Origin of the sequence: Actinocatenispora thailandica (assembly GCF_016865425.1) — a bacterium.
In the GTDB taxonomy this organism is placed as follows: domain Bacteria; phylum Actinomycetota; class Actinomycetes; order Mycobacteriales; family Micromonosporaceae; genus Actinocatenispora; species Actinocatenispora thailandica.
In genome coordinates, this window is record NZ_AP023355.1 from 7,254,693 (window position 1) to 7,267,325 (window position 12,633).

The 12,633-nt window shown below is 73.0% G+C and carries 13 protein-coding genes; 5 read left to right on the plus strand and 8 right to left on the minus strand.

The features are described from left to right. Positions 1 to 399: 399 nt before the first annotated feature. Genes Athai_RS32920 through Athai_RS32930 form a run of 3 tightly spaced genes read right to left on the minus strand, consistent with a single transcriptional unit; the run spans position 400 to position 3,655 of the window. Positions 400 to 1,281: a sugar phosphate isomerase/epimerase family protein gene (locus tag Athai_RS32920; RefSeq protein ID WP_203965079.1), complete on the minus strand. Its 882-nt coding sequence runs from the start codon at positions 1,279 to 1,281 to the stop codon at positions 400 to 402. After that, entirely contained in the window at positions 1,281 to 2,432 is a 1,152-nt protein-coding gene (locus tag Athai_RS32925; RefSeq protein WP_203965080.1) for a dihydrodipicolinate synthase family protein, read from the minus strand. The genes Athai_RS32920 and Athai_RS32925 overlap by 1 nt, the downstream gene beginning before the upstream one ends. Continuing rightward, entirely contained in the window at positions 2,429 to 3,655 is a 1,227-nt protein-coding gene (locus tag Athai_RS32930) for a Gfo/Idh/MocA family protein (protein ID WP_203965081.1), read from the minus strand. Before Athai_RS32930 ends, Athai_RS32925 begins: the two co-directional genes overlap by 4 nt. A gap of 214 nt (positions 3,656 to 3,869) precedes the next feature. Here Athai_RS32930 and Athai_RS32935 point away from each other — a divergent pair, with 214 nt between their 5' ends. Both Athai_RS32935 and Athai_RS32940 read left to right on the plus strand, forming a co-directional pair. Continuing rightward, a complete protein-coding gene (locus Athai_RS32935) occupies positions 3,870 to 4,967 on the plus strand; it encodes a LacI family DNA-binding transcriptional regulator (protein WP_239157310.1) in 1,098 nt (365 codons plus the stop codon). 1 nt (position 4,968) lies between these two features. After that, positions 4,969 to 5,793, plus strand: a complete 825-nt coding sequence (locus Athai_RS32940; RefSeq protein WP_203965083.1) for a sugar phosphate isomerase/epimerase family protein — start codon at positions 4,969 to 4,971, stop codon at positions 5,791 to 5,793. A 180-nt stretch (positions 5,794 to 5,973) separates the two neighbouring features. On the opposite strand, the gene Athai_RS32945 is transcribed toward Athai_RS32940, so the two are convergent. Beyond that, the gene (locus Athai_RS32945; RefSeq protein ID WP_203965084.1) at positions 5,974 to 6,363 is read right to left on the minus strand and encodes a hypothetical protein; all 390 of its coding nucleotides are present in this window, start codon (positions 6,361 to 6,363) and stop codon (positions 5,974 to 5,976) included. An 88-nt stretch (positions 6,364 to 6,451) separates the two neighbouring features. Here Athai_RS32945 and Athai_RS32950 point away from each other — a divergent pair, with 88 nt between their 5' ends. Beyond that, positions 6,452 to 7,036 carry an ArsR/SmtB family transcription factor gene (locus Athai_RS32950; RefSeq protein WP_203965085.1) on the plus strand — a complete coding sequence of 195 codons (585 nt, stop codon included), beginning with the start codon at positions 6,452 to 6,454 and terminating at the stop codon, positions 7,034 to 7,036. A 29-nt stretch (positions 7,037 to 7,065) separates the two neighbouring features. Here Athai_RS32950 and Athai_RS32955 read toward each other — a convergent pair whose 3' ends face one another. The 3 genes from Athai_RS32955 to Athai_RS32965 form a co-directional block, all read right to left on the minus strand. Next, the gene (locus Athai_RS32955; RefSeq protein WP_203965086.1) at positions 7,066 to 7,929 is read right to left on the minus strand and encodes an amino acid ABC transporter permease; all 864 of its coding nucleotides are present in this window, start codon (positions 7,927 to 7,929) and stop codon (positions 7,066 to 7,068) included. 37 nt (positions 7,930 to 7,966) lie between these two features. Further along, a complete protein-coding gene (locus Athai_RS32960; RefSeq protein WP_203965087.1) occupies positions 7,967 to 8,608 on the minus strand; it encodes an amino acid ABC transporter permease in 642 nt (213 codons plus the stop codon). Positions 8,609 to 8,680: 72 nt separating this feature from the next. Then, positions 8,681 to 9,640, minus strand: coding sequence for a glutamate ABC transporter substrate-binding protein (locus Athai_RS32965; protein ID WP_203965088.1), 960 nt, complete (start codon positions 9,638 to 9,640; stop codon positions 8,681 to 8,683). Positions 9,641 to 9,984: 344 nt separating this feature from the next. On the opposite strand from Athai_RS32965, the gene Athai_RS32970 reads away from it, so the two are divergent. Both Athai_RS32970 and Athai_RS32975 read left to right on the plus strand, forming a co-directional pair. Beyond that, on the plus strand, positions 9,985 to 11,505 hold the full coding sequence (locus Athai_RS32970; RefSeq protein ID WP_203965089.1) for an MFS transporter: 1,521 nt from the start codon (positions 9,985 to 9,987) through the stop codon (positions 11,503 to 11,505). Between the two features lie 67 nt (positions 11,506 to 11,572). Continuing rightward, positions 11,573 to 12,214: a class II aldolase/adducin family protein gene (locus Athai_RS32975; RefSeq protein WP_203965090.1), complete on the plus strand. Its 642-nt coding sequence runs from the start codon at positions 11,573 to 11,575 to the stop codon at positions 12,212 to 12,214. Between the two features lie 94 nt (positions 12,215 to 12,308). Here the strand turns inward: Athai_RS32975 and Athai_RS32980 are convergent, their stop codons facing one another. After that, positions 12,309 to 12,578 carry a hypothetical protein gene (locus Athai_RS32980; protein WP_203965091.1) on the minus strand — a complete coding sequence of 90 codons (270 nt, stop codon included), beginning with the start codon at positions 12,576 to 12,578 and terminating at the stop codon, positions 12,309 to 12,311. Positions 12,579 to 12,633 lie beyond the last annotated feature (55 nt).

Sequence of the window (12,633 nt, forward strand, 5' to 3'; positions counted from 1 at the left end):
GGACAACGCCGTTGCCTGTGGACAACCTTGCAGGCAACGGCGTTGCGTGCTACAGCGCGGGCATCGACGGTGCGCCACGGCATCTCGCGTCACGGTTCTGCGCAGCGCGGCCCCGCGCACCACGGCGTTCCGTGTCACGGTGCCGCGTGCCGCCGCGCCGGCCGCACCGCACCGACCGCACCGACGGCGCCGCACCAGCGCTCCGCCCCGTCGCACCGTCTGCGCCGAACTGTCCGTGCCGAGCCGACCGCGCCGCACCAGCGCTCCGCCCCGCCGTACTGTCCGCGCCGCACCGTCCGCGCCGACCGCGCCCCGCCGCCGACCGCGTTGAGCCGACCGCGCCGAGACGTCCACGTCGAGCCGTCCACGTCGAGCCGTCCACGCCGCGCAGATCGCGCGCTACAGCACCTCGCTGGTGTACCGGCGCTTCACGGTCGCCGCGGTCTCGTCGGCGTCGGCGGCCCACACGTCCGCGTTGAAGATCTCCACTTCGATGTCGCCGGAGTAGCCGGCGTCGTCGACCATCCCGCGCAAGGCCCGGAAGTCGATGTGCCCGTCGCCCATCATGCCCCGGCCGAGCAGCGTGTCGGCCGGCAGCGGTACGACCCAGTCGCACACCTGGAACGAGGCGATCCGGTCGCCGGCCGCGGCGATCGCGGCGGCGACGGTCGGATCCCACCAGACGTGGTACGTGTCGACCACGACGCCGACCGATTCCACCGGGTGCGGGGCCGCCATCGCAACCGCTTCGTCCACAGTGGATAGTACGCCGCGGTCGGCGCAGAACATCGGATGCATGGGTTCCAGCGCGAGTCGCACGCCTTGGCTCGCGGCGAACGGGGCGAGTTCCGCGATCGCGTCGGCGACGCGCTCGCGGGCGCCGGCCAGGTCGCGGGAGCCGGCGGGTAGGCCGCCGACGACCATCACCAGCGTGTCGGTGCCGAGCTCGGCGGCTTCGAGGATCGCGCGTTGGTTGGCGTGGATCGCGGCGCGGAACAGCGGGAGGTCCTCGGCGGTGAGGAACCCGCCCCGGCAGAGCGACGAGACCCGCAGCCCGGCGTCGCGGACCAGCTTGGCGGAGCGCCGTACCCCGTAGGCGGTCACCGGTTCCCGCCACAGCCCGATCGCCGGGATCCCGTGCCGGGCACACAGGTCGACGGCGGCGGGCAGGTCGAGCCGGTCGACGGTCTTCTGGTTGAGGGACAGCCGGGACAGTCGGGGGTCTCCCGCGGCCGGGGTCGGCGCCGCGGCCGGCGCTCCGGTGGGTACGTCGTACTCCATCAGTCCTCGATCCCGTGCACCGCGAGCAGCGCGCGCATCCGCCGGGCCGCGAGTTCGCCGTCGCGCAGCAGCCCGGCGGCGTCGGCCAGCCGGAACGTCTCCGCCAGGTGTACCAGGCTGCGCGCGCTCTGCCGCCCGTCGACCATGGTGAACGCGTCCTGGTGCCCGTTGAGCCAGGCGAGGAACACGATCCCGGTCTTGTAGTGGTACGTCGGGGCGCCGAACACGTGCCGGGACAGCGGTACGGTCGGCGCCAGGATCTCGTCGTACCGGTTGCGGTCGCCGGCGTCCAAGGCGTGCAGCGCGGCAGCGGCGGCGGGTGCGATCGCGTCGAAGATGCCCAGCAGCGCATCGGATCCGGACCCGATCAGCGACGGGTAGTTGAAGTCGTCACCGGTGTAGAGCCGCACCCGGGTGGGCAGCGCGGCGCGCAGCGCGACCTCGTGCGACGCGTCGAGCAGCGACACCTTGACACCGTCCACCGTGGACGCGTGTGCGGCCACGATGTCCAGGAAGTTCTTCGTCGCCACGGGCAGGTCGGTGGATCCCCAGTAGCCGGCGAGGGCCGGGTCGAACATGTCGCCGAGCCAGTGCAGGATCACCGGCCGGCGCACCTGGTCGAGCAGCCGGCCGTACACCCGGGCGTAGTCCTCCGGTCCGCGGGCGAGCCGGGCCAGCTGCCGGCTGCACATCAGGATGACCGTCGCGCCGGCGTCCTCGACCGTCGCGACCTGTTCCTCGTACGCGGCGATCACGTCGTCCAGCGTGGACGGCGCGGTGCCCTGGTCGGTGCCGGCACCGCAGCCGAGCAGCGCCGGGCCGGCGAAGTCGCGGGCGGCGTCCGCCGAGCGGACGATCAGTTCCCGGGTGGCCGCCCAGTCCAGCCCCATGCCGCGCTGCGCGGTGTCCATCGCGTCTGCGACACCCAGGCCGAGCGACCACAGGTGCCGCCGGTACGCCAGCGTGGCGTCCCAGTCGACCGCAGCCGGCTTGCCGGGCGTGTTGTCCGCCAACGGATCGGCGACCACGTGCGCGGCGGCGTACGCGATCCGGGAGGTGGCCGGCGGGCGCGCCGAGGGCCAGGACACCGGGGCGCGCAGCCGGTAGCTGGTGAGCTGCCCGTCCGCGGTGGGCAGTAGCAGTGCGGTCATGCCTCGACCGCCGGGGTCTCGACGGCCGGGGTCTCGACGGCCGGGGTGCCGCCCGCCGGAGTCTCGGCCTGCGGGGTCTCGACCGCGGGGATCTCGACGCGCCGGCCCTCCCGGGAGCTGACGTACCCCAGCTCGGCGAGTTGCACGCCACGTACCGCGGCGGCGAAGTCGTACCGGAACGGCTCACCCGCGACGACGGCGCGCAGGTACTGCTCCCACTGCGCCTTGAAGCCGTTGTCGAACTCCTCGTTGTCCGGCACCTCCTGCCACTGCTCCCGGAACGGTTCCGGGGTGGCGAGGTCCGGGTTCCACACCGGTTTCGGGGTGCCGGCGCGGTGCTGGAATCGGCAGCGGCGCAGCCCGGCGACGGCCGAGCCTTCGGTGCCGTCGACCTGGAACTCGACCAGCTCGTCCCGGTTGACCCGGACGCACCAGGACGAGTTGATCTGCGCGACCACGCCGCCGTCGAGTTCGAAGATCCCGTACGCGGCGTCGTCGGCGTCGGCGCGGTAGGGCCGGCCGGCCTCGTCGACCCGCTCGGTGAGGTGCGTGGCGACCCGTGCGGTCACCGCCCGTACCGGTGCGAAGAGGTCCTCCAGCACGTAGTTCCAGTGCGCGAACATGTCCAGCGCGATGCCGCCGCCGTCGGCGGCACGGTAGTTCCAGGAGGGCCGCTGGGCCGGTTGCCAGTCGCCCTCGAAGACCCAGTAGCCGAACTCGCCGCGGATCGACAGGATGCGGCCGAAGAAGCCGCCGTCGATCAGCCGGCGCAGCTTGCGCAGCCCGGGCAGGAACAGCTTGTCCATCACGACGCCGTCGACGATGCCGGCGGCCCGGGCGGCGGCGGCGAGCGTGCGGGCGCCCTCGACGGACTCGGCGAGGGGCTTCTCGGTGTACACGTGCTTGCCGGCGGCGATCGCGGCGAGGATCGCCTTCTCCCGCGCGGAGGTCACCTGGGCGTCGAAGTACACCTCGACGTCGGGTTCGGCGAGCACCGCCGCGAGGTCGGTGCACCACCGGTCGAGGCCGTGCCGGGCGGCGATCTCGGCGAGCTTCGTCTCGTTGCGGCCGACCAGGATCGGCTCCGGTACGACCCGGGTGCCGTCGGGCAGTTCCACCCCGCCCTGGTCCCGGATCGCGAGGATCGAGCGGACGAGGTGTTGCCGGTAGCCCATGCGACCGGTGACCCCGTTCATGGCGATACCGACGGTACGTACTGGCATGCGGCCGTTCCTCCCACGGGCAGCGGTAAGCGCTTACCTGGAAAGCGCTTGCCGTACCGTAGACTGGCGGTCTCGATCGGGTCAAGCACGACCACCGGGCGCGTTGCGCGGCCCCGGGCCGCGACGGGCCGGTCCGGATGGTAGGGATACCGGGTGGCATGCCGCGCGCGCATGCACGCGGGAAGGGGGCACCGCTGTGGCGACACTCGCCGAGGTGGCGCGACAGGCCGGGGTGTCGGTGGCTACCGCGTCCCGGGTCCTCAACGGTGGCAACCGGGTCGTCCGGCCGCAGCTGCGGGACAAGGTCCTCGCCGCCGCGAGCGAGCTGCACTACACGCCGAACGCGCACGCGCAGGCGCTCGCCGGCAGTCACACCGCGAGCGTCGGCCTGGTGCTGCACGACGTCTCCGACCCGTACTTCGCGGCCATCGCAGGCGGTGCCATGCGCCGGGCCACCGAGCACGACATGCTCGTCATGATGTCCTGCACGTTCCGCGACCCGGACCGGGAACTCGCGTACGTGCGGATGCTGCACCAGCAGCGCGCCCAGGCGATCATCCTGGCCGGCTCCGGCTACCACGACCGGGAACGCAGCGAGAAGCTGCGCGCCGCGCTCGCCGCCTACACCGCGGGCGGCGGCCGGGTCGCCGTGGTCAGCCAGCACCGGTTCGACGTGGACACCGTGCTGCCGGACAACCAGGGCGGCGCCCGCGCGCTCGGTCGTGCCCTGCTGGAACTCGGCCACCACGAGTTCGCCCTGGTCACCGGGCCGGAACACCTGCTGACCGTGCGGGACCGGTACCTCGGCTTCCGGCACGAACTCGGCCGGGCCGCGGCGAAGCTGCCCAACCACCGGGTCGCGGACGGCGGCTTCACCCGGGACGGCGGGTACGCGGCGGTCCGGCAACTGCACGAGTCCGGTGCCCTGCGCGAGGTCAGCTGCGTGGTGGCGCTCTCCGACGTGATGGCGATCGGTGCCCTCGCCGCGCTGCGCGACCTCGGCATCCGGGTGCCGGACGACGTCTCGCTCGCCGGCTTCGACGACATCCCGACCGTACGGGACCTCACCCCGCCGCTGTCCACGGTGCGGCTGCCGCTCGCCGAGATGGGCGCCCGCGCCCTGGACCTGGCCCTCACCAGCCGGGACGACCAGGCGCCGCAGGTGATCCGGATCGACGCCGAGGTGGTGCTGCGGGACAGCACCGCCGCGCTGGTCCGGCCGGTCGCGCCGATCCCGGCGACCCGGCAGGTACGCGACGGTGCCGCCGCGCTCGGTCCCGCCCGCGGCGCCACGACCGGACTGGAGAGCTGACGTGATCGCGTTCGCCACCCTCGGCTGCCCCGGGCTGCCGCTCCCCGAGGTGATCGAGCTGGCCACCGCGACCGGCTGTACCGGCATCGAGTTCCGCTACGCCGACGGCGAGCCGGTGCACCCCGGCCGGTCCGCCGCCGAGCTGACCGAGATCCGGGACCGGCTCGCCGCGGCCGGGCTCACCGCGCTGGCGCTCGACTCGTACATCCGGGTGGCCGGCCCGGGGGACGACGGCGAGGTGGTGGCCGACCTGCGCCGGTACCTGGCGGCGGCCGTCGCGGTCGGCGCCTCGTACGTGCGGGTGTTTCCCGGCGGCGGCGAGCCGGACCGGGCCGCCGACGACCGGGCGGTACGCAGGCTCGCCGCGGTGGCCCCCGCCGCCGCCGACGCGGGCGTCGGCGTGCTGCTGGAGACGCACGACTCGCACCGCCGGGCGCAGGACGCGGTCCGGGTGGTCGCCGCCGCCGCGGACCGTGCCGGGGTGTCCGCCACCGACGGGGTCCCGCTCGGGGTGATCTGGGACGTGCTGCACACCTGGCTCGGCGGCGAGACACCCGCCGCCTCCGCCGCCCTGGTCTCGCCGTGGCTCGGATACGTGCAGCTCAAGGACGTCGGATCGGCCGGGGACAACTCGCCGGTACCGCCGGGTGCCGGCGTGCTGCCGCTGCCCGAGGTGCTGGCCCAGCTGCGCCGGCGGGACTACGCCGGGCCGCTGTCGCTGGAGTGGGAGCGTGCCTGGCATCCCGAGGCCGCGCCGCTCGCCGAGGTGCTCCCCGGCTACGCCGACCTGGTTCGCGGCGCCGCCGAAACCCCGATCACCCGCTGACCGCCGCGGGACCGATCACGGCGTACCGATCACGGGCCGGCCCGCCGGGCGGGTGACCGCGGCCGTGCCGGTCGGCCCGGCCTCGCCCGGCTGGCCCGGCGGGCACCGCTGGCCGGGCTGGCACCGCTGGCCGGGCTGGCACCGCTGGCCGGGCTGGCACCGCTGGCGCGGCGGACGCGGTCAGCGGAGCCGGCGAGCGGCGACGATGCCGAGCGCGAGGCAGCCGGCGGCGACCGGCAGCTCGCAGCAGCCGGCCAGCAGCAGCGCCTGGTCGAGATCGCCGCCGGGTGCGGAGGTCAGTACGTCGAACCAGGCGTCGATGACGAGCATGGTCGCGGTGGCGGTCGCCGTGACCACGACCCCGCGGTGCCGGCGCCAGGCCAGCCAGCCGGTCGCGGCCAGGCCGAGCGCGAGCAGCACGTCGAAGCCGACCCAGGCGAGCGACCAGTTGTGTGCCCGGGCGCTGCTCGGCAGGGTCCGGGACAGGATCGCGAGCCACGGCACCATCGCCGCTGCCGCCACCGCGAAAGCCGCTCCGACCAGCCGAAACGTTCGTGTACCCGGCGCCATCGGGCCTCCTCGTGTCGTTCCGGGTCCACGCTAGCAAACAACAGAGGTTTCTCTGCAAACAAAAGTCTGTAGATGTAACCTAGGGGACATGCCCGAGCCGATACGGCACCGAGTCGCCGATCCGGAGACGCTGAAGGCGCTCACCCACCCGCTGCGCCGGCGCATCCTCAGGGAGATCGACCGGGACGGCACGGTCACCTCCACCACGCTCGCCGAGCGCCTCGGGCAGAACACCGGCACCCTCAGCTACCACCTGCGCCAGCTGGAGCGGTACGGGTACATCGAGGACCTGCCCGAGCGGGGCAACGGGCGGGAACGCTGGTGGCGACGCACCAACACCAGCTGGCGGACCGCGGACCCGGACACCCTCGACGAGGCCGGCCGCGACCTGGTCGAGCAGGTCACCCGGCGCCGGCTCGCCGAGGACGCGCACGACATCGGCACGCTGGTCGACAACCTCGTCACGCACTGGGAGCGGGACAAGCCGATGACCACCTGGTCGCGCGCCGGCACCCACCTGTCACCGGAGCAGTTCCGCGCCTTCGAGGCCGAATACCTGGAACTCGTACACCGGTACGCGCAGCGCGTCGACGAGGCGCCCCCCGGCGCCCGGCCGGTCCGGATTCGCTGGTTCGCCTACCCCGAACCGGACGACGACGCCGAACCGGGCTAGGGCGCTGTGTGGCGAGCGCCCCGGGCGCGTCACTCGGCCGCGGCGGCGGTGACCGCCGCGGTGTCGTCGACCTGGCGGGTGCGGAACCGGGGCAACCGGCCCTGGCGCCGCTCGATCAGATGCGCGAGGCGGGTGATCAGCCAGTTGACGATCATGTACATCGCGGCCACGACCAGATAGGTCTGGATCGGCGCGTGCACGTACTCGCCGAGGATCTTGCCGGAGTAGAGCAGCTCGGAGTAGGTCACCACGTAGCCGAGCGTGGAGTCCTTCAGCAGGTTGATCAGCTGCACCAGCAGCAGCGGCAGCAGTGGCCGGATCACCTGGGGCAACACCACCAACCGCATCGCCTGCCCGTACCGCATGCCGATCGCGTACGCGGCCTCGGTCTGGCCGCGTGGCAGCGCCAGGATGCCGGCCCGGAACACCTCGGCGATGGTGGCCGAGCCGGTCAGGCAGATCGGTACCGCGAGCTTCCAGATCGTCGGCAGGTTGATCCCGACCGGCGGCAGCGCCAGCAGGAAAACCAGGATCAGCAGCATCGTCGGCAGCGACCGGAAGATCTCGGTGAACGCCACCGCCGGCCAGGACACCCAGCGGCGTTTCGACAGCCGGCCGAGCGCGATCGCCGCGCCCGCCGGCATCGAGATCACCGTGCACAGCAGCGTCACCAGGATCGTGTACTTCAACCCGTTGAGCAGGAAGCTCAGGATCGGCCACTGGGTGAACGGCTGCCACTTGTCGGCGGCCAGCTGGCCGTGCACCGCGAACTGCCGGACCGCGAGCAGCAGCAGCGCCGCCAGCGCCAGCGCCGCGAGGACCGTGGCCACCACGATCCGGCGCCGCCCACGCGGCCCCGGACGGTCGAACAGCACCGGCTCGACGCCCCTCATGCCACGCTCCTCACGCCGGATCCGCCACCGCGCCGGGTCATCGCTGGAACCTGACCCGCCGCTCGATCATGCCGAAGATGTACGCGCTGCCCAGCGTCACCACGATGTACAGCACCGCGGCGCAGCCGTACCAGACCAGCGGTGAGCCGACCGAGAGGCTCAGCACCTTCGTCGCGTAGGTGAGTTCCTGCGCGCCGACCGCCGCGCACAGCGACGTGCCGAGCACCACGCCGATGAACACGTTGCCGAACGGCTGCACCATCGCCCGGAACGCCTGCGGCAGCACCACGTAGCGCAGCGACTGGCCGAACGTGAACCCGATCGCGCGGGCCGCCTCGACCTGCCCGAACGGCACCCCGCGGATGCCGGAGCGCAGCGTCTCGCAGACGATCGCGCCGGCGTAGAGCCCGATGCCCAGGCAGACCGACCAGAACGGCGACAGCACGATGCCGATCCACGGCAGCCCGAACACGCACAGCACCAGCAGCACCAGCAGCGGCACCGCGCGGAACGCCTCGACGTAGAACCAGCCGAACGCGCGCAGCGGCAGCACCGGGCTGATCCGGCAGATCGCGATCAGGGTGCCGACCACCAGCGCGCCGGCGAACCCCACGAGCACGATCTCCAGGGTGGCCACGAACCCGTGGCCGAGGTCGCCGGCGTGCGAGAAGATGTCCACCGCTGCCTCCGTGGCGTTGACCGGCCGGCCGCCATCGCTGGTGGCCGACCGCTACGACGCTGTCAGGACCTCTTAGGAGCCCTTGACCGAGCCGAGCTTCGGCGGCTCCGGTGCGCTGCCGGACACCACCGTGCCGATGGTGGCCTTCCACAGCTTCGCCCAGGTGCCGTCCTGCTCGATCTTGGTCAGCCAGTCGTTCACGAACTTCTTGTACGCCGGGTCGTCCTTCGGCAGGCCGATCCCGTACGGCTCCGCGGTGAACGGCTGGCCGACCACCTTGACGTCGGAGTTCGTGCTCGCGTCGCCGACCAGGATGCCCTGGTCCAGCACGTACGCGTCGACCCGGCCCTGCTGCACCGCCTGCAGGCAGTCGTTGTTCTCCTCGAACAGCTGCACCTTCGCCTTCGGCGCGAACTTCTTCAGGTCGTTCGCGGCGGTCGAGCTGGACTCGGTGGCGACCTTCTTGCCGTTGAGGTCCTTGACCGTCTTGATCGAGGTGTTGTCCTTCTTCACCAGGATCGCGTCGCCGGAGGAGTAGTACGGCCCGGCGAACGCCACCTTCTGCGCCCGCTCCGGGGTGATCGTGTACGTCGCGAACACCGCGTTGACCGAGTGGTTCTGCAGCAGCGCCTCGCGGGTCTCCACCTGGACCTGCTTCATGTCGGTCTGCGGTTTGCCCGTGATGTACTTCGCGAGCATCTTCGCCAGGTCCGCATCGAATCCGGTCAGGTCGCCCGAGGTCGGGTCCTTCAGGGAGAACAGCGGCGCCGAGGCGGTCCCGCCGTACACCAGCTTGCCGTCCGCCTTGATCTTCTTCAGCGTCGGGCTGTCCGGCAGGCTGGACGCCACCGGCGCGGAGCTGATGATCTTGTCGACGGTACTGGCCGAGCCGGAGCCACCGGCCTTCGTGCTGCCGGCGTTCGGCGTCGCGGAGTTGCCGCTGCAACCCGCCGCGGCGAGCAACGCACCCAGCAGCGGCACCGCGACCAGCGCGGCGCGTCGGCGGGCGCCGACCGTCCTGCTGATGCTCATTCCCTTACCTCCCAAGCGCTGCCACGTCGGACGAGCCGCCGGCGGCACGTTGTCGAGTCGGCCGAGCTGGGAGCCCGCGCGGCCCGGACCGCCAGTGACGCCGTCCGGTGCGGACCGCCGCGGTCGAAGCCCGACCGCCGACCGTCCACGCGCCGCTATCGGACACCGACCGGCCAAACAGTCAGTCGTGTACGGCCCACCATTCTTACACTGCGTTGCCCGTGCGGCGCGGCCGTTATCAGCCGGCAACCCGCAACCCGCCCCGCCGGTACCGAGAGTTCCGGTTCGGATGCCGTCCGCCATCCTGTCGCCACACCGGTCCGCCGGATGGCATCGTGGGCCGCATGGGCGAAGCTGTCCGCACCGACCGCGCGGCGCACCGGGGCACCGCCGGATCCGTCGCGTTCTCCTCCGGTACCGGCCGCGGCGTGCTGCTCGCGACGGTGCTCGCGTCCGGTATGGCGATGCTCGACGGCACCGTCGTGAACGTCGCACTGCCGCACATCGGCAAGGAGCTGCACGCCGAACTGTCCGGTCTACAGTGGACGATCACCGGGTACACGCTGACCCTGGCGGCGCTGATCCTGCTCGGCGGCTCGCTCGGCGACCGGTACGGGCGGCGCCGGGTGTTCGTGATCGGCACCGCCTGGTTCGCCGCCGCCTCGGCGCTGTGCGGCGTCGCGCCGACGATGCCGGTACTGATCGGGGCCCGGCTGCTGCAGGGCGTCGGCGGCGCGCTGCTCACCCCCGGCTCGCTCGCGCTGATCCAGGCGACGTTCCGCAAGGACGACCGGGCGCGGGCGATCGGTGCCTGGTCCGGTCTGGGCGGCGTGGCCACCGCGATCGGCCCGCTGCTGGGCGGCTGGCTGGTGGACGCGGCCAGCTGGCGGTTCGTGTTCTACCTCAACCTGCCGCTCGCCGCGCTGGCTGTCGCGGTCACCCTGCGGTACGTGCCGGAGAGCCGGGACCCGCAGAACACCGGCCCGTTCGACGTGCTGGGCGCGGCGCTGTGCGCGCTCGGCCTGGCCGGCGTGACCTACGCGCTGGTGCAACCGACCGACGCGGCGGGCCGGCCGGTCGGGCTGATCGCCGGCGCGCTCGGGGTCGCCGCGCTGGTGGCGTTCCTGCTGCGGCAGCGGTGGGCGGCGAACCCGATGCTGCCGCTCGGCCTGTTTCGCTCCCGCACCTTCAGCACCATCAACGCGGTCACCTTCGCGGTGTACGCGGGGCTCAGCGGCCTGATGTTCTTCGTCGTCCTGCAACTGCAGACGGTCTCCGGTTACACCGCCCTGGCGGCGGGCGTGTCGCTGCTGCCGTTCACGCTGATCATGCTGGCGCTGTCGGCGACCTCGGGCCGGGTCGCCCAGCGCATCGGGCCGCGGACCCAGCTGATCGCCGGCCCGGCGCTGACCGCGGTGGGGATGCTGCTGATGCTGCGGATCGGGCCGCACGCGAACTACCTGACCGACGTGCTGCCGGCGGTCGTGGTCGTCGGGCTGGGCATGACGGTGGTGGTGGCGCCGCTGACCGCGACGGTGCTGGCCGCCGCGGACGAGCGGCACGCCGGCATCGCCAGCGGCGTCAACAACGCCGTCGCCCGCGCCGCCGGACTGCTCGCGGTCGCCGCCCTGCCGCTGGCGGCCGGCCTGTCCGGCGCCGCGTACCAGGAACCGACCGCGTTCGATCACGGGTTCCGGATCGCGATGCTGATCTGCGCCGCGCTGCTCGCGGCCGGTAGCGTGCTCTCGGCGGTACTGCTTCGCCCCACCGGTCGGCTGCCCGCCGAGCGGGCGCCGGCGTCCCGGGTGAGCTGCCCGGTCACCGGACCGCCGGTGGAACCGAGTCGGCGGCCGAACGGCGGCTGACCGGCCCGGTGCCCGACCACCCGGGCCGGTTCGGGGTGGACCTGCCCCCCATCGAGAGGACGACGCGATGCTGCTGGCCGCCGAGCGGGCCGAGGTGGTGGCGGTGTGCCGCCGGCTGGTGGCCGAGCGACTGGTCGTCGGTACCGCCGGTAACGTCAGCGTCCGGGTCGGTGACCTGGTCGCGGTGACCCCGTCCGGGGTCGACTACGGCACCCTGACCGCCGATCAGGTCGGCGTGCACCGGTTGGACGGGACGCCGGTGCAGGCGCCGCTCGCGCCGACCAGCGAGGCGCCGATGCACCTCGCCTGCTACGCGTCCCGGGACGCCGGCGCCATCGTGCACACCCATTCGGTCGCCGCGACGGCGCTGTCCTGCCTGGTCGACGAGGTACCGCCGGTGCACTACTACCTGGGGATGTTCGGCGGCCGGCTGCGGGTCGCCGAGTATGCGAGCTACGGCACGCCGCGACTCGCGGAGAACATGCTGGCGGCGCTCGGCGACGGCACCGGCGTGCTGCTCGCCAACCACGGTGCGGTGACCCTCGGTGACACGCTGGCCGCCGCGTACGACCGGGCGGTCTACCTGGAGTACGTCTGCGACGTGGCGCTGCGGGTGCTCGGCGCCGGCCGGCCGCCGAAGTTGCTGGACGACGCCGAACTCGCCGCAATCACCGCCCGGCTCGGGCGCTACGGCCAGCCGCGCCGCTGACGTCGCCACGGGCGGGCGGTCGCCCGCGCCGCATGCGGGTCAGGCCGGGGCCGGATGCAGGTCGGTACGGGCGGTCGCCGTCGCCGCCTGCGGGTCAGTGCGGGCGGTCGCCCTCGCCGCCGCGGGCGAGGACGGCCAGCACGAGGCGGTGCACCGGCTCCGCGTCGGCCGCGTCGTGCAGCGTGCAGCTGCCGCCCTTCACCGTGTACCACTCGTCGGCGCCCTGGTACTGCACCTCGACGACGAGCCGGCGCTCGCCGTCCACCGTGGTACGCAGCGTGACCGGGCCGGTGATCACCCCGACCTCGTCGGTGAACACGCCGCCCTGGCCGGTACTGAAGTCTCCCGAGTACGTCTGGCTCATGGCGCCGATCGTGCCGGCCGGCGCGGCACGCTGCCAGGTTTTGTCGGATGTCCGG